Here is a 17,996-nt window from a genome sequence, read left to right as displayed (position 1 = left end):
CATCGAACCTGGCGCGGAGCAGTGCGCCCGACCGCGGCCACGGGTCCGCGCATGAAGGGCCTGCTTGTCCGGCCGGGCGGCCGGACGGACCACTGGTCGTTCCTGTTCGGCCAGATCGCGATCCACAGCCTGATCGTGCTGATCGTCACCGGGATCTTCCTGACCTTCTTCTACGACCCCGATGCGACCCGGGTGATCTACGACGGCGTCTACAGGCCGATACGCGGTGTGCCGGTCAGCCGCGCCTGGGAACCCGTCGTCTCCGGCCACCCGCTGACCTTGTCGATCCTCATCCCCGCTCTCATCGTGCCGGGCGCCTTCTTCACCGTCCTGGCGGCATATCCGCTCATCGAACGCAGGCTCACCGGTGACCGTACGCTCCACCACGCCCTGGACCGGCCACGCGAAGCGGCTGTCCGGAACCTGCTGGGCACCTCAGTGCGGCTTGCCTGGCAAGTCGCGCTCCCGCAGCCCGGTGGAGCGGTGTGTTGCCAGGCAAGTTGTCCGATCTCGGTCAGATGACGCGGACCTGGAACTGGTCCCCGTCCAGGACTCGGGACTTGTAGTAGAAGGCGCCCAGGTCGGAGCCGCCGAGAGTGTTCTCCGCCAGGGGAATCATGCAGACGCTGTAGCCACCGGAGTCGGTGGGGCTGCGAACCGTCAGCCACGACGCGTTGCAGTTGAAACCGTACCCGGTGTTCCAGTTGATGATCATGATGTTCCGGCCGTACGGCTGGGAGTACGCGCCGTTGTAGGTGGACTTGAAGGGGTACTCGTCACAGGACCAGACCCCGGGAGTCGTGGGTTTGGGGTGCCCCGGCGGGCACGCCGTGTTGTAGTTCCTGTCGATGATGGTCTCGTTCTGGGTCCTGGTCAGGACGTCCGTCATCTTGAAATGGTTGATGGCGAGCCGGAGGTGGTGGGCATACGCCGGATAGCGCGACGACAGGACGTCGTGCAGCGGGCGTACCGAGTCGTAGACGCAGCCCGCGGGGTAGCCGGTGAGCGCGTCGTCGCAGCGATGCACGGCCGGGGTCGTGATCGAGGCGTTCGTCGTCGGGTTGACCCACGCCGCGTTGGCGAACCAGTACCTTATCCCACCGTGCGCACCCCACCTGTAGCCGCTGAGGGGGCTGTTGAAGTACGTGGTCATCGAGTGGACGCGGCCCGGCAGCGCTGACCCGCCGACCAGGCTGCTGCTGGACACCGTGCAACTGGCGAGGCATTCCGGCTCGGCGTAGAGGAAGGTGTCGAGCACCGCCGGGATCGCCGGGCCGGCGACGGAGTTGGCCTGGTAGTGCCACGACTGGGTCCAGCGCAGCGAACCGTAGTCGAGGGTCGTCAGGCTGGAGACGGTGAACTGGATCGAGCCGATGACGACCCCGTTGGGCACCGTGAAGATGAGCAGGATGCCGTCCTCGATCACGCATGCGGCCGTCCGGGTCTGCGTGGGGCGCCCACCGCAGATGTCGGCGGCGACCTCGGCGCCGGTCGTGCTCCGGTCGGCCTTCCTCGCCTGCTTGCGGATACAGGTGGCGGTCCCGGACTTGCCGGTCGCGGCGAGCGTCGCCGCGTATTCTTTGAGGTCGGTGCCGCACTCCTGGGCGACGGCGGGTTTCGGTGCTGGCTCGTCCGGTTCCGCCGCTACCGGCGTGGTGGGGACGAGCAGGGCTAACAGTCCTAAAGCGACGCTCGCGATCCCTGCTTTCCATCTGGCCACGGGTGCTCCCTTCGTGGAAGGACGTTGGGCGAAGGGAACCGCCGGCCTCTGGACAGGCTCTGGATGTTTACTGAACATCATCACTAGACTGTGACGGTGCTGGTCATCCAGGTGCTCGGCCGCCTTCGGGTGTGGCACGATGATCGCGAGATCGATGCCGGCCCGCCCGCCCGCCGTCTGATGCTGGGGGTCCTGGCGCTCAACGCCGGGCGGCTGACCACCCGCCGGGAGCTGATCGAGTCGCTGTGGGGCGAACGGCCACCGTCAAGCGCGGTCAACGTGCTGCAGACCCACACCAAACACCTGCGCCGCCTGCTCGACCCGCGGCACAGCCCGCGCGACCAGGGCGGCGTGCTCTCCACCGTCGGCGACGGCTACCTGCTGCGCCTGCCGGAGGGCGCCCTCGACCTGCTGCGCTTCCGGCGTACGGTGGCAGCCGCGCAGCGGGCCGCAGGCGACGGAGCCCCGGCGCGAGCGGCCGCGCTCTTCCGTGAGGCGCTGCGGCTGTGGGAGGACGACGACCCCCTGTGCGACGTGCCGGCGCTCGAAGGCCATCCCAAGGTGTGGGGCCTCAAGGCCGAGCGCCGCCGCGCGCAACTGTCCTACTGGGACCTGATGCTGCGGGCGGGCAACGCCGCCGAGGTCATCGCCGCGCTGGCGGTGCAGGGCGCGGCTAACCCGCTCGACGAGGCGGTGCAGGCCACGCTGATCCGCGCGTACGAGGCGACGGGCCAGCGGACGATCGCCTTCGAGCGGTACGAGGCCACCCGCCTCGTGCTGGCCGAGGAGCTGGGCGTGGAACCGAGCGGGGAGCTCGAACGGGCGTACCGGCACCTGCTCGAGGAGCAGGAAAGCCGTGGTGTGCCACGGATTCCGCGGCAGCTCCCGGCGCCGGTGCCGGACTTCACCGGCCGCGCCGACGAGCTGGCCCTGCTCGACGCCGCGAACGCCCGCCGTCCACCGGGGATCGCGGTCGTCTGCGGCACCGCGGGCGTGGGCAAGACGGCGCTCGCCGTCCACTGGGGTCACCACAACCGCGAGCTGTTCCCCGACGGGCGCATCCACCTCGACCTGCGCGGTGACGACGCCGAACACGCGCTGTCCCCGCACGACGCGCTGGGCCGCCTGCTGACCGCCGTCGGCGTGTCCGATCAGGACATTCCAGCCGACACCCAGTCACGGGCCGCGCGCTGGCGCACCGAGACCGACGGCCGCAGGCTGCTCGTGCTGCTCGACAACGCGGCCTCGGCCGAGCAGGTACGACCACTGCTCCCCGGCACGCACGACACCCTCATGGTGATCACCAGCCGGGACAGGCTGGCCACCCTGGTCGCCCTGCACGGCGCGCACCGCATCGAACTGGACCTGCTGCCCCGCGTCGACGCCGTCCACCTGCTGCGCCGGCTGCTGGACGAGCGGGCGGGCACCGATCCCGGCAGCGTCGACTCGCTTGCCACCATCTGCGCCCGCCTGCCGCTGGCGCTACGCCTGGCCGCCGAGTACGCCGGGGCGCAGGCGCATCTGCCGCTGGCCGGGGTGGTGACGCGGCTGCACCGGGCCGGTCCGCTGGATCTGCTCGACGCGGGCGACGGGGCGGCGATCCGGCACGTCTTCGGCTGCTCGTACCGGCTGCTCGACTCCGAGGCGCAGCGCCTGTTCCGGTTGCTGAGCCTGAACCCGGCGCCGCACTCCACGCCGGCCTGCGTGGCGGCGCTGGCGGACGTCGACGAGATCGGCGCGGCCCGGCTCCTGCACCGGCTCGCCTCGGCGCACCTGCTGCGATGCGACGCCCTGGGGCGCTACGGGTTTCACGACCTTCTGCGTGCGTACGCCACCGAGCTGAGCCTTGCCATGGACGGCGAGGCCGAGCGGCAGGCGGCCATGGACAGACTGCTGGAGCACTACTGCGGGACCGCCGTCGAGGCGAGCGACACCCTCTACCCCGGGTGGAGCGGGAGCCGGCGGCACGCCGGGCTCGCCCTCAAGCCCAGCGGTGTCACCCTCTCGCCGGGCGCGGCACTGTCGTGGTTCGACGGCGAACTGGCGTCGTTCGGCACGATCTGCCAGTTCGCGGTCAGGCAGGGACGACCGGCGCGGGCGGTCACCCTCGCCGCCGCGTTACACCGCTACCTGGAGGCGGGGCACGGCACCGAGGCCCTGTCGATCTACGAGTGCGCCGTCGACGCTGCGCGGAGAACGGGAGACCCGGAGGGCGAGGCACATCTGCGGACCAACACCGGGGTCATCCTGCGGCTGCTCGGCCGCTACGCGTCGGCCGTCGAGGAACTGAGCGAGGCGCTGGAGCTGTGCCGGCGCATCGGCAACCGCCACGGCCAGGCCCGCTCGCTGTCCAATCTGGGCATCATCGAGGAACGCCTCGGCGAGTTCGCCTCCTCGGCCGCCCGGCACAGCGAGGCCATCGCGCTCTACCGCGAGATCGACGACCCCTTCGGCCAGGCGGCGGCGCTGACCAACCTGGGCAACCTCGAGGAGTCGATCGGCGAGCACATCGAGGCGGCGCGGCACTTCCTGGCCGCGCACGACATCTTCGCCGCGCTCGGCGAGCGTGCCGGGCAGGCCATCGCCCTGTCCAACCTCGGCCAGATCCACAGCTCGCTGGGCGAGGACACGCTCGCCGTCGCGAAACTGCGCGAGGCGCTGAGCCTGTTCCGCGAGATCGAGCACCGTGACGGGGAGGCGACCGCGCTGAGCAACCTCGGCACCGCCCTGTGCCGTCAGGCGAAATTCGACGAGTCTCTGTGGCACCTGGAGCAGGCGCTGGAGATCTTCCAGTCGACCAAGCACCGGTACGGTGAGGCGAGCGTCCTCAACGCGATCGGTGAGGCGTTGCGCACCATGGGCCGTGACGGCGAGGCGGCGCAGCGGCACCGGCTGGCGCTGGCGATCGCCGCCGAGACCGGCGATGAGGACGAGCGCGGCCGTGCCGCGGCCGCGCTTGAAAGCCTCGGCTGACGACCGCGAGGCCGGCCGCCGATGTCCCCTGGGCCACCGGAACGTTCGCCACGGCCCGTTGGGGTGACACGCCCTGACCTGCAGATCCGCCTCGGCCCGCTGGATCAGGTCGGGCCGGTGAGCAGGGGCATGAGGATGGTGTCGACGATCTGGGCCAGCTCCGGGGTCTCGGGGGGCTCGCCGGTGAGCAGGAACGTCTGGATGACCAGGGCGGGACCGGTCCGGGCGATCAGCGGAACCACCGCGTTGTCGCTGGTCTCACCGCGGGCGGCGGCTCGGTGCAGGACGGCTTCGAGGAGGCTCAGCCGGGGTTCGACCACCCTGGCTCCGAACGCCTGCCTGAGCTCCGTGTCGCGAAGCACTTCGATCATGACGCCGAGACCGGGATGGGCCGCCTCCCCGGCGAGGGCTCCGGCCATGGTCGTGAGTGCGGCGAGCAGATCGTCGCGGACGGAGCCGGACGAGGCGATCTCGCGTGGTTCGGGCAGCGCGTGGAGCAGGGCGTCGAGGACGAGATCCTTCTTGGACGGCCAGCGCCGGTAGAGAGCGGCCTTGCCGGTCTGCGCGCGTCGCGCCACCCCCTCCATCGTCATGCCGTTGTAGCCGATGGCGGCGAGTTCCTCCAAGGTCGCCTGGTAGAGCGCCTGCTCCAGCGCCGCTCCACGCCGTCGGCTCTGTGCCACTGCCGGCTCCCGGCTTTCGCTGGCCATCATGCCCGCCATAGTAGACGCTTGCGTCTCTAATTGCATGGCGGCTACTCTGCTCCCAACATAAGGAACGCGTACGTCTACTAATGATGGGTGATGCCGAGTGAGCGGCTCGACGACAACGACGGCGACCGTGTGCGTGGCCGGATGCGGCCCGGCCGGCGCGGTCCTGGGCCTGCTGCTGGCCCGGGCGGGCATCGAGGTGGTGGTGCTGGAGAAGCACGCCGACTTCCTGCGTGACTTCCGCGGCGACACCGTGCATCCGTCCACCCTCGAGGTGCTGGACGAGCTCGGGCTGGCCGGCCGGTTCCTGGAGCTGCCGCACCACAAGGTCTCGACGGTCGGGTTCGTCCGCGACGGCCGGCGGCTGGACGTGGCGGACTTCTCCGCCCTTGGCCTGAAATATCCCTACATCGCGTTCGTCCCGCAGTGGGACCTGCTCCATCTGCTGGTCTCGGAAGCCGCCCGCCATCCGAACTTCCGCCTGCTCCTGCAGGCCGAGGCGTACGAGCTGCTGCGAGAGGACGGCCGCATCACCGGCGTGCGGTTCCGCACGCCGGACGGCGAGCAGCAGGTGCGGGCGCACCTGACGGTGGCCGCCGACGGCCGGCACTCCGCCGTGCGCCGGGCGGCCGGCCTGCGTCCGCGCGAGTTCGGGGCGCCGATGGATGTGCTGCAGTTTCGGATCTCCCGCCGCGACACCGACCCGGACGAGGGCTACCACCTGCGCATGGCCGGCGGAAGATCCGTCGCGGTGATCAACCGGGGCTCGTACTGGAACATCGCCTACATGATCCGCAAGGGTGGCTACGACGACCTGCGCCGGGCCGGGATCCAACCGCTGCGCGACGATGTCGCGGGCCTGGTCGGCTTCCTCTCCGACCGGGTCGGCGAGCTCACCGGCTTCGACGACACCAGGTTCCTGGAGGTCCGGCTCGACCGGCTGCGCCGCTGGCACGCTCCGGGCCTGCTGGCCATAGGCGACGCCGCCCACGCCATGTCGCCGATCGCCGGCGTGGGCATCAACCTCGCGGTGCAGGACGCGGTCGCCGCCGCGAACCTCCTCACCGAGCGCCTGCGACGGACGCAGGACACCGGCGAGCCGATTCCCGGGCGCGTGACCGCCGCCGTGCGAAGGCGCAGATGGGTGCCCACCGTGGCCACCCAGGGGCTGCAGCGGACCGCCCAGCGGTTCGGCATCGACCGCGCGCTCCGCGGGCAGGCCGCGCCCGACTACAGCGCGATCGCGAAGCTGCCGTTCGTGCGGACGCTGATGAGCCGCCTGCTCGGCGTGGGCGTCCGGCCCGAGCACGTGCGCGTCCCGGCGGCACCGCCGCGCGGTCAGGGCCGATGATGGGCGATCACTCTGCCGTGCGTACGCAGGTGCTCGTCGTCGGCGCCGGGCCGGCCGGGCTGGTGCTGGCCGCGCTGCTCGCCGACCACGGCGTGGACCTCGTCATCGTGGACGCCAAACCCGGGCCGGTCGCCGAGTCGCGCGCTGCCATCCTGCACGTCCGGACCCTGGAACTGCTGGACCGGCTCGGGCTCGCCCGCAAGGCGGTGGCGCAGGGCGTGCCGATGACCGGTGTCGAACTCTTCGAACGAGGACGACGGGTGGGAAGCCTTCCTCTCGCCGGGCCGGCGGCCGGTACGCCGTTCCCGTACGCGCTGGGGCTGGAACAGGATCGCACCGAACGGCTGCTGGTCGACTGGCTGGCCGAACGCGGCCACACGGTCGAGTGGAACACCGAGTTACTGGCGCTGGCCGACGGCCCGGACGAGGCAGAAGCGGTGATACGTCGGCCGAACGGCGTACAGGAGACCGTCTCGGCCCGGTGGGTGGTGGGCGCGGACGGCGCGCGAAGCGCGGTCCGGCACGGTCTCGGTGTCGGCTTCACAGGTCGCGCCTACGACCAGACCGGCCTGCTCGCCGACGTGGACATTCACTTCCCCGCCGGCTCCGGCCCGCGTGCGGGCGCGCTGCGGCTCAACCTCACCCGTGACGGCTTCGTCGGCATGTTCCGCCTGACAGGTGGCCGGTACCGGCTCTTCGGCGCGGTCCCGCCCGGCTTCACCCCGCCCAGCGCCCGGGAGGAGGTCTCGCACGAGCCCTACGCGGGCGTGCCTGTCGCCCGGATCCAGGAATGGTTCGACACCTACTTCCGCGTCGACGCCCGGCTCACCGCCGCCACCTGGACAGCCCTGTTCCGGATTCACAGCAGGATCGCCGAGCGGTTCCGGGCCGGCAACGTCTTCCTCGTCGGCGACGCCGCGCACATCCACAGCCCGGCCGGCGGGCAGGGCATGAACCTGGCCATCGGCGACGCGTTTAACCTCGGGTGGAAGCTCGCCCTGGTGGCGAACGAGCAGGCGCATGGGCGGCTGCTCGACTCCTATGAGGCCGAGCGCCGCCCGGTCGCCGAGGCGATGCTGCGCGGCACCGACCGCGCCTTCGCGCTCGAAACCCTGCGGCACCCGATCGCACGGTGGGCCAGGTCACACATCGCCGGCCGCCTTCTCGGACCGCTGACGCGACTGCCGGTGGTCCGTGCCGGTGTCTTCCGGCTGTTCTCACAGACCTGGATCGGCTACCGGCACAGTCCGGCCGTCGCCACCGGGTCCGGCGACCACGGGGGGCCGCGTCCCGGCGACCGCGCGCCGTACGGCCACCTGGAGACGAAGGCGTGCGACCTGTTCGACCTCATCGGCGGCACCCGCCACCATGTGCTGTTGTTCGAAAGCGACGCCACCCACCGCAGGCAGGTTCAGGACCTGCTCCGCCGCTATGCGATGGACGTACGCGTCCACGCCCTGCCCGCCGCGGAGAAGACGCTGCACGCGCGCTACGCCGTACGCGGACCCCGCCTGTTCCTGATCCGGCCGGACGGCCATCTGGCGTACACAGGATCTCCCGATGAGATCCCCCGTTTCACCGCCTACCTGGACCGCCTTCATACGGCCCGGAGCTCTGACAGCCACGGCGAGCCGCCGCCTGATTGATCATCTGCCTTGCGGGTGAAGGCTTGGCCGACGACGTCGAATAGGGTCAGCGTCGGCGGCTTGCTCAGCATGTCCTGCCGACGTAGTAGGCGTAGGTGACGCCGGGGGTGATGCCTCCGAGACTACGAGCGCCGAGGCTGGTGCGTCCGGGGCCGACGCACCGGTCGTAATCATCCCCGAATACCACCTCCACCCGGATAACGACCGAAGTCCTGCTATCACAGTGGTTGTAGTAAGCCCACGATCCGTCAGGGTCGTAGCCGCACGCCTGAAGAGACGAAGAAGCTGCGGTTGATGAGGTGGCGGCCTGTGCGGGAGCACCCGTGATGGTGAGCGTGCCGGCGGCGATTGCCACAGCGGCCAAAGTCTTCAAAACCCGTCCGGACATACGGATCCTTTCTCATTCGCCCAGCCAATGAATAGCTTCCACATTGATGCTGCACTATCGGACTTTCACGAACCTGTCTTCTTTCTGTCGCCTCGTTGTGGCGGGCGGTGGCGATCACCCGGTGGCCCCGGCTTGACAGCTCGACGGCGACGGCCCGGCCGATGCCCTTTGAGGCGCCGGTGATGAGCACGGCGGACATGACGGATCTCCGCCTTGCGAAGGAGCCGCTTATGGCTCAGGCGGCGCTGTCGATGACGTTTCCTCTCATGAGCCACGTCGGGCCTTCGGCGTAGGCGCCGGCCTCGGCGAAGAACGCGCTGAAGTACGGGCCGACGGCGTGCGCGTTGAACGCGTCGAGGTCCGCATAGACCTCGTTCAGGTAGAAGAGATCCGGGTCCTTTTCGTCCGCTATGACCTCGAAGCGGTGGGAGCCGGGCTCGTTCGCGAGGGAGTCATGCGCGGTCTTCCGGGCCGCCTGGACGAAGTCGTCGCGATGCTCCGGCTGCACGGTGAAGGAGACGAGGAATTGGTACATGGGACGGTCCCCTCAAGTCTTGGTTCACTGACTGAACTGCTGCTGGTGGAGACCCTAGCACGCAGCAGTTCACTGAGTGAACCGGCGCGGGTAGGATCGCGGCATGACACTCCCGAGCACCTACGCCGACCGCAACTGCTCGCTGGCCCGAGCACTGGAGATCGTCGGAGAGCGGTGGACACTCATGATCATCCGCGACGCGTTCTTCGGAGTGCGCCGGTTCGGAGACTTCGCCACCCAGCTGAAGATCCCCCGCGCGGTCTTGACCAGCAGGCTGAAGCTCCTCGTGCGGGAAGGCGTGCTCACGCGTGACGACGATGCGGCAGGAAGCGTCGAGTACCGGCTGACCGCCAAGGGCGTCGAGCTGTGGCCGGTCGTGCGTGCCCTGATGGGCTGGGGGGACACGTTCTACTCGCCGTCCGGGGTGAAGCGCGCCGAGCGCCACGACCGGGACGGAGGCCTCCTCGACCACGAGGGACGCTGTCAGGACTGCGGTTCGGTCGTCCCGGTCCCAGAGATCCGGATCGAGCCCGGACCCGGGTTCGATCCGGACGACTTCGACCGCGATCCCGTGTCCGACGCGATCAACACCCCACGACGGCTTCTCGAACCGATCACGACACCGCACGCGAGGTGAAATCGTTCCGCCACACCTGAAGTGACCGGCTCGCGGCCAGGTCGCGATCCACGATCACCGCGATCTTGCCCAGCGCTCCGCCGCCCTCCTTCAGCGATCGCAGGCCGGTGTTGATCGCCTCGACGGTGCCGTCGACCGTCTGGCTGACGTGCGGGACCACGAACCCCTTCGCCGCCCACTCCATCGCCAGGTCCATCCCGCGCTGGAGGAGGTCACGCGCCTCGCCGTCGAGCGTGGGGGGTTCGGCGAAGTAGCGCAGCAGGTCGATGTTGCCGTGCCTGGCTCCGCGCCCGGTCAGGATGGCGTCCACCGGGCTGTGCGTCTCGGCCAGGCGGGTCGTCCTGCCGGGGCCGACACCGAGCACGATCCAGTTACCACCCCGCCGGACGGTCTTCGCGGTCTCGGCGAAGCCCTGCTCACTACCGACGGTCACGCCCTCCACGTCCCGGCCTACGCCGGCCACCACGCCGGCGAGGTCGAAGCCGAGCGCCACGGGAGGTGTCCGTCCCATGAAGTTGAGGTCGGCCGGCTTGTACTCCAGCGGGTTGAGCGACGAAGCGGCGACGTGGATCAGCACCTGGTCGGCCGCGGGACGGGAGCGCGTACCGCCTCGAGTGACAGCCCGGCGCGGTCCCTCGTGTAGCCGACGCCGAGAAATGTCTGGTTCATGTCCGCCACCCCTCTCTACCTCGTACGGGCGCCCGCCGAAACGAGCCGTTCCGGCACGGGCACGCCGAGGTGGTCGAGGAGGGCGGCGACCTTCTGGTCGAGTTCGACGCCGACGGCCGCTATCTCGGGATCGCCGAAGGAGGCGAACTGCGCGCTCGGCTGGTCGAAGGAGAAGCGCGTCACCCCACGGGCGTCCTCGTAGATCGTGGTGCGCAGCGGCGCGTAGAGCAGGACACCGGGGTCGTGGTGGAACATCCGCTGGGCGATGGTGTGGTTGCCCATCAGGTACTGCACGCTGTGCCACCGGTCGCCGGAAGCCTGCATGATCGCCGTGTTGTCGAGGCTCCAGAAGATCATGAAGCCGTGGGGCGCGTTCTCCGCGACGGTTCGCAGGACGGCGTCCCAGTCGGCGCCGGAGAGGCGGAGGCGTTCGTACTCTGCCCTGTCGAGCGGTGGCACCGCCCGTTCGTAGCTGTCCCGGAAGGCCACGAACGGCATGCCCGTGTCCACGGTCAGCCGGTGGACTTCGTGCGCGACGTCCTGGACAGGGTGGGTCTGGATGGCCGTCATGGTGATTCCCCCTTCACCAGTGCGGGCGGATGTGGCGGCCCGCTTGTGGGCGGAGCCGGCGTCGCCGTACGGCAGGGCGTGGTTCCCGGCGTCTACTCCAGGACAGGACTGCCGGCCGACATGACTTTCAAAACGAAAGTCTCTCTACCTGCGACGTTACGCTTGTTGGACGCGAAGGGAGGCTGATGTGACAACAGCGCCACAGGTGCCCGTTCCCTGCCCGATCGGCCGCGCCGTCGGCCTGCTGGGCGAGCGGTGGACGTTGCTCATCCTGCGCAACGCCAACCTGGGCACCACCCGCTTCGACGCCTTCCGCGCGGAGCTCGGCATCGCCGACAACATCCTGTCCAACCGGCTCGCCCGGCTGGTCGAGGCCGGTGTGCTCATGCGCGTGCCCTACCGCGACCGGGGGCGCACCCGGCAGGAATACCGGCTCACGACCGCGGGGGCCGAAGTGCTGCCGGTGCTGCACGCTCTGGCCGTCTGGGGCGAGGAGCACACCGAGCCGGCCGAGCCGACCGGCTCGATGCAGGTGATCCACCGGCGGTGCGGCCAGGTCACGACCCCGGGCATGGTGTGTGACGGCTGCGGCGAGATCGTCCGGCGCGAGGAGGAGGCGTGGGTACGCCCCTGGTTCTCCCCCGACCCGATCACTCTGGCCAGCCCGGTCACCACCTGACCCCGAGCCGCCAAGCAGCGGCCGCTCGCCGGCCCCGGACCTGCCGGCAGGTAGTCGATCTCGGCCGTGATCCCGGCACCGGCCGGCTCGCTCTCGGATCTGCACCTTCACCAATCTGTCCGCGTACGCCGACGGCCGGCCTGGTTTCCGAGAGGGCTGAGCAGGCATGTCTCTCACTTCCACGTAAGTGGAGGGTGTCGCCCGTTTACGGCGTTAGCGTGGGTGCGCAAGCGGAAGGATCTCTTCCGGTCGCGGTTGCCGAGGCAGAGACAGGACGACACCGTGGACGAAATGCGCGCAGTCCTCTACGACCGATTCGGTCCTCCAGAGGTACTCTACGAGGGCACGGTGCCCGTACCGGACGTCAAGCCCGGCGAGGTGCTGGTCCGTGTTCTCGCGGTCAGCGTCAACGGCGGCGAACTGCCCGGTCGGGCCGGGAAGGCGCGCCTGGTGACGGGGTGCCGCTTCCCCCAGCGCACCGGGGTCGACTTCGTCGGCGACGTCGTCGAGGTCGGCCCCTCGGTGACCGGGATTCGGGAGGGAGAGCGGATCTGGGGGATCTTGGGACGGAGGTTCGGCAGCGCGGCGGAGTACGTGGCCGTCCGCCCCCGGCGCATCGCTCCGGCCCCGGCCGACCTCAGTCCGGTGCAGGCCATCTCCCTGGTGGTGGGCGGAACGACCTCGATCACCGCCCTGCGCGACAAGGCCCATCTCAAACCCGGCGAACGCCTCCTGGTACGCGGCGCCAGTGGCGGCGTCGGCAGCGTCGCCGTACAGATCGGCAAGCTCTTCGGCGCGCACGTCACCGCACTCGCGGGCGCGAAGAACCTCGACTTCGTCCGCGGTCTGGGCGCGGACGAGGCATTCGACTACAAGACGACCCATCTGCCCGGACAGGGAGCCTTCGACGTCATCATGGACACCGTCGGGACGCAGCACGCCGCTTACCGCCGGCTGCTGGCTCCGGGCGGACGTATGGTGGCCATCGCCTTCGACGTCGAGAACGTCCTCACCAGCCTCTCCTACATCCTCGGCTCTACCGTGCACGGCTCCCGGCGGGTTCGTTTCTCCAGCCGCATTCCTTGGCCCGAACTGCTCGCCGAACTGACCCGGTACGCACAGAACGGCGACATTCGTCCCGTCGTGGACACCGTCCACCCCCTCGCTTCCATTGCCGCCGCGCACCGGGCCCTGGAGGCCGGCGGCGTCCGCGGAAAGCATGTCGTCCAGGTCGTGTGACCCGCCGCCCCACCGGCCCCAGAACAAGGCCCGCTCATCGGCGGAAGAGGCCGTTCGCGCGATGCCAGAAGTCGACGACGCGCGACGACGGGACGTGCTGGGCGGCGAGCAGCCTCTCGGCGCCGAGGGCCACGCTTGGGTGCCGTCCAGGAGCCCGTACGCATGGGGCCCGCCCTCTCCCGGGCCGAAGACGGATCGTGCCCACACGCGTGAGGGGCGTCGTGCTGCTGTTCGGGTCGGTTACCGACCCGTCTCACACCGCCCGGAAGACGTGTACGCCGCCCTCTTCGTCGCCGATCACGATGGTGGCGCCGTCCGGGCCGGCCGCCAGTGCGCGGGCGGGCACCGTCAGGTTGATGCGGCCGATCTCGGCTCCGGTCAGCCGGCAGGTACGCAGTGTGGTGCCGGACAGCAGGAGCACCCGGTCGGTGCCGGGAAGCGGGCAAACCTCGGTCCCCGGCTCGACCGTCAGGAACGGGCGCAGCCGGTCGGCTCCCGGTGCCAGCAGCGCCAGTGCGCACTCGGCTTCGCTCCACTGCCGGACGATCGCGGTGCCGTCCCCCAACCCGGTGTAGACGTCCTTGACATCCGGTGCGGGTACCCGGCGCAGGACCCTGTTGCCGGGTACGTCGATGACCAGCAGGGCGAGGTCATCTCCGTGTCCGGTGGGCAGCACTGCCATCGTCTCGTCGAGCACCGCGACCCAGCCGTGGCTCGGCCACGCGGCCCCGGTCTCCGATCGGGTCCAGAGCAACTCGCCTCTGTCGAGGTTCCAGCATTGGACGGCCGTGATGTCCTCGGTGTGGCGACTGGTCGCGATGAGCGCGTAACGGCCGGCCATCACCGCGGCCGATGAGCTGTCACCCGCCTGGTCGCCGCGCATCCCGCGCCGCTCATCGGTACTGAGACTCCAGATCTCCGGTGCCAACTGGTGATCGGTGACGAGCACGCGATCGCCGTCCACGGCGGTGATCCCCACGATGTGCGGGCTCGGCTCCCACTCGTCCTCGTCATCGTCGGCGGACTCGTCCATGGCGGCTTCGGTCCATGGTGTGCCGCCCATGGTCGGTTGGATGCGGAGCTTCGCCAGGTCGGCCCGCGCCACGACATGGTCGCCGTCGGCGGTGAAGATCGGGTCGTGGACCCCGTGCATGACGGCGGTCCGGTCACCGCCGGCCAGGTCCCAGATCGCGACGTCGTCATGCGGGCTGGTGCTGAGCGCGTACCGGCCTGTCGGGTCGATCCGGACCTGGTCCACCCGTGACGGGTGGCGCTGATCGGCCTGTTCGCCGGCCAGGCCCTCGGTGGACGGGACCGGCCACACACGTAACGTGCCGGCCTTGTCGAGGGTCACCAGCCGTCCATCGTCGGCGAACGCGAGGTCGATCATCATTTCGGCGTCGCCCCAGCTCGCGTGCCAGGTCGCCAGCGGGGTGCCGTCCACGTGGTAGACCTGGGCGGTCCAGTACTTGGCCGCGGCGATCATCGGCAACGTCGGATGGACCACCAGGGCCTCGATGCCCGTTCCGAGCCACGGATAGCGGACGAGTTCGGTCCCACCGGCCACATCCCAGCCGATGACTTCACCCGCGGCGGTGTACAACCTTCCCTCGCCGTCGAACGCCGCGGTGGTGGGCTCTGCGATGTGGCCGGTCCCGGCGCTGGTCCGCCCATTCTCGAGAAGGACTGCTTCGGCGAAATCACGCGCCTGTGCGGGCTCGAATTCCTTCATCAAGACCCTGTACGTCCCGGGATCCAGTACGGGCTCGGCGATGTCCCACAGCAGTACATCACCGTACTCGCCTATCGTCGCCGCCCGGCGGCCTCCAGGGTCGATCGCCACCGATGCGATCCCTTGCGGATGGTCGGCAAGCACCGCCCGGCACTCACCCGTCACCAAATCCCACACCAGTGCAACACCGTCGTCATACCCGCTGGTGCCGCACACCGCCGTCAGACCGGCGGCGGCCACCGACCACACATCCCCAGGGTGGTCCAGCACCGTTTGCACCGTCCAGGTGGCGGTGTCCCACACGCGCACCGTACCGTCCTGCGACCCCGACAGCAGAAGCCGGCCGCCGTCGGCCGGCGCGACGGCGTTCACGGCCGCCGTATGTGCCCGCAGCGTCCGCGTCACACGCCCCTCCCGCAGCGAGGCGACGTAGAGCTCACCATCGTTGTCGGCGCCGACCACACAGGTGTCGCCGTCTGGCAGCAGCGCCAGACAGTGCGCACCGTCAGCGGGCGTTTCCACCACCAAAGACGCGCTGGGACGCGGCGGGTACGCCGCACCGATCCGCGCCCAACCTTCGGTCATCACTGTGGCACTCCCTCGGCTTGTCATTGAGGTACGCCGCCGAACCTCAACGGCGTGATCATTATGAAGACGTTCTTGCCGAATGCGGCGCATATTGCCGAGATGAAGACCGGCAACCCCTGGCGGAGGAGATGTCCAACGGCCTCATCCTCTGGCTCCAGCCTGCGAGACGAGCCCGGACTGACAGCGCGAACTTCCACGTTTTCGCCGATCATCTGCCCGATGTCTGTCCGGATGGCAGCCGGCCCTGACCATGATCGGCGCTAGTCGCCACTGATTGGTCCGCTGTTCCCCGAGGCCGGGCGAGGCGCCCCCGCGAATGAGCCGAGGCGTTCGTGTTGTCAGAAAAGGAGGTCAGGCTCCGGGCGGCGAGTTCGATGAGCGTTGTTCCTCTTGCAGGGGAGCCTCCCAGGTGGCGGTGATGTCGCGGGCGACGTCACGTAGGAGGTCGATGAGCATGTCCGCGAGTGGGGTGAGGCCGGCGTCGGTTTTGGTCACGGCATAGAGCCGGCGGTAGGGCCTGGGGTGGGCCAGTTCGCGATGGGTGGTGCCCGGCGCGTGGGTCAGGGCCAGGCGCGAGACCAGGGCCACTGCGATGCCTGTGCCGACGAGCGCCTGGGCGACATCGTAGGACTCGGTCTCGAACCGCACGGTGGGAGTGAAGCCGGCCTCGCGGGCGGCGTCGTGGAACTGTTCGCGGGCGGCGTGGCCGGCCAGGATGGAAACCCACGATTCGTCACGCAGTTGTTCCAGATGAAGTTCGCTGTCCGCGGGCTGCCCGGTGGCCAGTGGATGGTCATCGGGGAGAACCACGACCATCGGGTCCACCAGGAGCGAATGGGCCCGTAGGTGTGGGGGCGGCGCAAGGGGTGTGCCCCAGGACGCGACGATGGCCACGTCCAGGCGTCCCGCGCTGATCTCGTCCGCTCCGCGTCCGGACACCACGTCCACGACCGAGACGTCGGCGTCCGAATGGCGGTGCCGCAGCGCCGTCAGGGCCGGTGGCAGCAGGTGCAGGGCAGCCGCCTGGAACGTCCCGATCCGCAGACGGAGCGAGAGGCGGCCGAGCAGTGCGGCCAGTTCCGCCTCGGCCCTGTCCGATGCCTCCTCCACGGTTCGACCGTGGGAGGCGAGCAGCGCACCGGCCGCGGTGAGCGTCGCTCCGCGAGGACCACGGACGACCAGGGGCACCTGCCAGTCGCGCTCGGCCTTGACCACCTGCTGGGTGACCGCGGCGGGCGTGAGGTGGAGTGCGTGAGCCGCCGCCGTCAGAGAGCCGTGCCGCTCGATCAACGCGAGAAGCCGCAGCTGTCCCGGATCCACGAGCATTCACTAATCCTAACGCTGCACCCTTCTCTTTTAACTTCTCTTAAGGGCGCGAGACAGGAAGCCTGGTGGTGCACCCATTGGCCGCCATCCCCGGAAGGGGTTCTTTCCCATGCCCACGCATGTGCCCGTTTTCATCGCCACCACGTTGCTGCTGGCGATGCTGCCAGGCGCGAGTCAAGCCCTGATGATCCGGCAGGTTCTGGAAGGCGGCCAACGCACACTCCAAGGCACGCTCGCGGGCAATGCCAGCGGCTTCCTGCTGTGGTCCACCGCCGCCGCGGCCGGGCTGTCCGCCGTCCTGCTGGCCAGCCCCACCGCGTACACGGCGCTCCGGATCGCAGGCGGCATCGTGCTGATGATCCTCGGGGCCAAGACGCTACGGACCGCGCTCACCACCGCCTCCACCAGCCCGTCCCGCGAGGACGGGCGCCGGACCGGCTTCGCGGGCGGATATCTCACCGGCCTGATCACCAACCTCGGCAACCCCAAAGCAGGCGTGTTCGCCATCTCGGTGCTGCCCCAGTTCGTGACCGCGAAAGGCCCGGTGTTCCTGTCGACCGTCGCCCTGGGAGCCCTGTGGGCGCTCGTCAGCGCCTCCTGGTACATGCTGCTCACCTGGGCCGTCAGCCGAGGGCGCGCCCTGATATCGCAGCCGGCCATCCTGCGGGGACTCAGCGTGACCACCGGCGTCGTCCTGCTGGGGCTGGGCGCCGCGGTGATAGCAGGCGTCTGAGAGCCGGGCCGGCACTTCTTCCAGCGCCCGACCGCACCAGGAGGTTGCCCCTGTGCGACCGGTGGCGACGAAGCACACCGAAACAACCGCCCGGCTTCGCCGTCCGCTCAGGCCCGGGGCCGCGCAGGTGCTCTGCCTGTGATCCCGCCGGCGGGCCAGGCCGACAACCACCACTGGTGAGATGCGGTTCGTGCCCTGGCCATCGTGGCCGCCACCGCACCGCAGTTCTTATCCATCTTCATGCTCGAAAGCTGCGGCTGGTTCGCCTACAAAGTCATGGAGCCGGCCCCACTGGAGATCGCCGTCTGGTGGACCGCCGGATACGCCTCTTTGCTGCTGCCTCTCGTGCTGGCGTTCCTCGCGCTCTGGGCGCCTCGGCGGTTCCAGACGGTCGGCGCGATCTTCGCCGCGGCGACGCTAGCTTTCGTCCGGTCTCAGCTTGAGCGGCGAGCGTCTGGGTGCGACGGCTCGACAGCTCGGCGATCTGCTCGAGCAGCCGG

Annotated in this window: 17 protein-coding genes; 8 read left to right on the top strand and 9 right to left on the bottom strand. The window is 69.7% G+C overall.

Going from position 1 to position 17,996, the window contains the following annotated elements; all coding sequences use genetic code 11:
* Positions 1 to 51: 51 nt before the first annotated feature.
* The gene (locus AB0I15_RS21920; RefSeq protein WP_358098247.1) at positions 52 to 522 is read left to right on the top strand and encodes a hypothetical protein; all 471 of its coding nucleotides are present in this window, start codon (positions 52 to 54) and stop codon (positions 520 to 522) included.
* Here the strand turns inward: AB0I15_RS21920 and AB0I15_RS21915 are convergent.
* Entirely contained in the window at positions 515 to 1,720 is a 1,206-nt protein-coding gene (locus AB0I15_RS21915) for a hypothetical protein (protein ID WP_358098244.1), read from the bottom strand. The genes AB0I15_RS21920 and AB0I15_RS21915 overlap by 8 nt on opposite strands.
* Positions 1,721 to 1,816: 96 nt before the next feature.
* Between AB0I15_RS21915 and AB0I15_RS21910 the strand changes: the two genes are divergently transcribed.
* Positions 1,817 to 4,693, top strand: a complete 2,877-nt coding sequence (locus AB0I15_RS21910) for a tetratricopeptide repeat protein (protein WP_358098241.1) — start codon at positions 1,817 to 1,819, stop codon at positions 4,691 to 4,693.
* 104 nt (positions 4,694 to 4,797) lie between these two features.
* Here the strand turns inward: AB0I15_RS21910 and AB0I15_RS21905 are convergent, their stop codons facing one another.
* Positions 4,798 to 5,406 carry a TetR/AcrR family transcriptional regulator gene (locus AB0I15_RS21905; RefSeq protein WP_358098239.1) on the bottom strand — a complete coding sequence of 203 codons (609 nt, stop codon included), beginning with the start codon at positions 5,404 to 5,406 and terminating at the stop codon, positions 4,798 to 4,800.
* 97 nt (positions 5,407 to 5,503) lie between these two features.
* On the opposite strand from AB0I15_RS21905, the gene AB0I15_RS21900 reads away from it, so the two are divergent.
* Positions 5,504 to 6,754 (top strand): FAD-dependent oxidoreductase, encoded by a 1,251-nt coding sequence (locus AB0I15_RS21900; RefSeq protein WP_358098237.1) that lies wholly within the window; start codon positions 5,504 to 5,506, stop codon positions 6,752 to 6,754.
* A gap of 17 nt (positions 6,755 to 6,771) precedes the next feature.
* Positions 6,772 to 8,400, top strand: a complete 1,629-nt coding sequence (locus AB0I15_RS21895; RefSeq protein ID WP_358098235.1) for an FAD-dependent monooxygenase — start codon at positions 6,772 to 6,774, stop codon at positions 8,398 to 8,400.
* A gap of 64 nt (positions 8,401 to 8,464) precedes the next feature.
* Here the strand turns inward: AB0I15_RS21895 and AB0I15_RS21890 are convergent, their stop codons facing one another.
* From AB0I15_RS21890 to AB0I15_RS21880, 3 genes are read right to left on the bottom strand one after another with little or no spacing between them, the layout of a single operon-like run.
* The gene (locus AB0I15_RS21890) at positions 8,465 to 8,755 is read right to left on the bottom strand and encodes a DUF6355 family natural product biosynthesis protein (RefSeq protein WP_358098232.1); all 291 of its coding nucleotides are present in this window, start codon (positions 8,753 to 8,755) and stop codon (positions 8,465 to 8,467) included.
* Positions 8,649 to 8,987 carry an SDR family NAD(P)-dependent oxidoreductase gene (locus AB0I15_RS21885; RefSeq protein WP_358098230.1) on the bottom strand — a complete coding sequence of 113 codons (339 nt, stop codon included), beginning with the start codon at positions 8,985 to 8,987 and terminating at the stop codon, positions 8,649 to 8,651. Before AB0I15_RS21885 ends, AB0I15_RS21890 begins: the two co-directional genes overlap by 107 nt.
* Positions 8,988 to 9,023: 36 nt before the next feature.
* Positions 9,024 to 9,323, bottom strand: a complete 300-nt coding sequence (locus AB0I15_RS21880; RefSeq protein ID WP_358098227.1) for a putative quinol monooxygenase — start codon at positions 9,321 to 9,323, stop codon at positions 9,024 to 9,026.
* A gap of 103 nt (positions 9,324 to 9,426) precedes the next feature.
* On the opposite strand from AB0I15_RS21880, the gene AB0I15_RS21875 reads away from it, so the two are divergent.
* Complete coding sequence (locus AB0I15_RS21875; RefSeq protein WP_358098223.1) at positions 9,427 to 9,960, top strand: helix-turn-helix domain-containing protein; 534 nt, start codon at positions 9,427 to 9,429, stop codon at positions 9,958 to 9,960.
* On the opposite strand, the gene AB0I15_RS21870 is transcribed toward AB0I15_RS21875, so the two are convergent.
* Together AB0I15_RS21870 and AB0I15_RS21865 are read right to left on the bottom strand one after the other, a co-directional pair.
* Positions 9,938 to 10,537: a hypothetical protein gene (locus tag AB0I15_RS21870; RefSeq protein WP_358098220.1), complete on the bottom strand. Its 600-nt coding sequence runs from the start codon at positions 10,535 to 10,537 to the stop codon at positions 9,938 to 9,940. The genes AB0I15_RS21875 and AB0I15_RS21870 overlap by 23 nt on opposite strands.
* A 107-nt stretch (positions 10,538 to 10,644) precedes the next feature.
* Positions 10,645 to 11,199 (bottom strand): DUF302 domain-containing protein, encoded by a 555-nt coding sequence (locus AB0I15_RS21865; RefSeq protein WP_358098217.1) that lies wholly within the window; start codon positions 11,197 to 11,199, stop codon positions 10,645 to 10,647.
* A gap of 187 nt (positions 11,200 to 11,386) precedes the next feature.
* On the opposite strand from AB0I15_RS21865, the gene AB0I15_RS21860 reads away from it, so the two are divergent.
* Positions 11,387 to 11,878, top strand: a complete 492-nt coding sequence (locus tag AB0I15_RS21860) for a helix-turn-helix domain-containing protein (protein WP_358098214.1) — start codon at positions 11,387 to 11,389, stop codon at positions 11,876 to 11,878.
* A gap of 291 nt (positions 11,879 to 12,169) precedes the next feature.
* A complete protein-coding gene (locus AB0I15_RS21855; RefSeq protein WP_358098211.1) occupies positions 12,170 to 13,117 on the top strand; it encodes an NAD(P)-dependent alcohol dehydrogenase in 948 nt (315 codons plus the stop codon).
* Positions 13,118 to 13,370: 253 nt separating this feature from the next.
* Here the strand turns inward: AB0I15_RS21855 and AB0I15_RS21850 are convergent, their stop codons facing one another.
* Together AB0I15_RS21850 and AB0I15_RS21845 are read right to left on the bottom strand one after the other, a co-directional pair.
* The gene (locus AB0I15_RS21850) at positions 13,371 to 15,527 is read right to left on the bottom strand and encodes a hypothetical protein (RefSeq protein ID WP_358098209.1); all 2,157 of its coding nucleotides are present in this window, start codon (positions 15,525 to 15,527) and stop codon (positions 13,371 to 13,373) included.
* A 261-nt stretch (positions 15,528 to 15,788) separates the two neighbouring features.
* A complete protein-coding gene (locus AB0I15_RS21845) occupies positions 15,789 to 16,763 on the bottom strand; it encodes a LysR family transcriptional regulator (protein WP_358098207.1) in 975 nt (324 codons plus the stop codon).
* A 109-nt stretch (positions 16,764 to 16,872) separates the two neighbouring features.
* Here AB0I15_RS21845 and AB0I15_RS21840 point away from each other — a divergent pair, with 109 nt between their 5' ends.
* Complete coding sequence (locus AB0I15_RS21840) at positions 16,873 to 17,496, top strand: LysE family translocator (protein ID WP_358098205.1); 624 nt, start codon at positions 16,873 to 16,875, stop codon at positions 17,494 to 17,496.
* Positions 17,497 to 17,996 lie beyond the last annotated feature (500 nt).

Source organism: Nonomuraea sp. NPDC050643 (assembly GCF_040654715.1).
In the GTDB taxonomy this organism is placed as follows: Bacteria; Actinomycetota; Actinomycetes; order Streptosporangiales; family Streptosporangiaceae; genus Nonomuraea.
Note: the sequence above shows the minus strand (reverse complement) of the source record. Positions and strands in the feature narration are given on the sequence as shown.

Excerpts from the sequence above, each read along its gene's own strand:
- AB0I15_RS21920 (WP_358098247.1), top strand. The coding sequence starts at position 52 with ATGAAGGGCCTGCTTGTCCGGCCGGGCGGCCGGACGGACCACTGGTCG.
- AB0I15_RS21880 (WP_358098227.1), bottom strand. The coding sequence starts at position 9,323 with ATGTACCAATTCCTCGTCTCCTTCACCGTGCAGCCGGAGCATCGCGAC.
- AB0I15_RS21850 (WP_358098209.1), bottom strand. The coding sequence starts at position 15,527 with ATGCGCCGCATTCGGCAAGAACGTCTTCATAATGATCACGCCGTTGAG.
- AB0I15_RS21885 (WP_358098230.1), bottom strand. The coding sequence starts at position 8,987 with ATGTCCGCCGTGCTCATCACCGGCGCCTCAAAGGGCATCGGCCGGGCC.
- AB0I15_RS21905 (WP_358098239.1), bottom strand. The coding sequence starts at position 5,406 with ATGATGGCCAGCGAAAGCCGGGAGCCGGCAGTGGCACAGAGCCGACGG.
- AB0I15_RS21865 (WP_358098217.1), bottom strand. The coding sequence starts at position 11,199 with ATGACGGCCATCCAGACCCACCCTGTCCAGGACGTCGCGCACGAAGTC.
- AB0I15_RS21875 (WP_358098223.1), top strand. The coding sequence starts at position 9,427 with ATGACACTCCCGAGCACCTACGCCGACCGCAACTGCTCGCTGGCCCGA.
- AB0I15_RS21840 (WP_358098205.1), top strand. The coding sequence starts at position 16,873 with ATGCCCACGCATGTGCCCGTTTTCATCGCCACCACGTTGCTGCTGGCG.
- AB0I15_RS21845 (WP_358098207.1), bottom strand. The coding sequence starts at position 16,763 with ATGCTCGTGGATCCGGGACAGCTGCGGCTTCTCGCGTTGATCGAGCGG.
- AB0I15_RS21855 (WP_358098211.1), top strand. The coding sequence starts at position 12,170 with ATGCGCGCAGTCCTCTACGACCGATTCGGTCCTCCAGAGGTACTCTAC.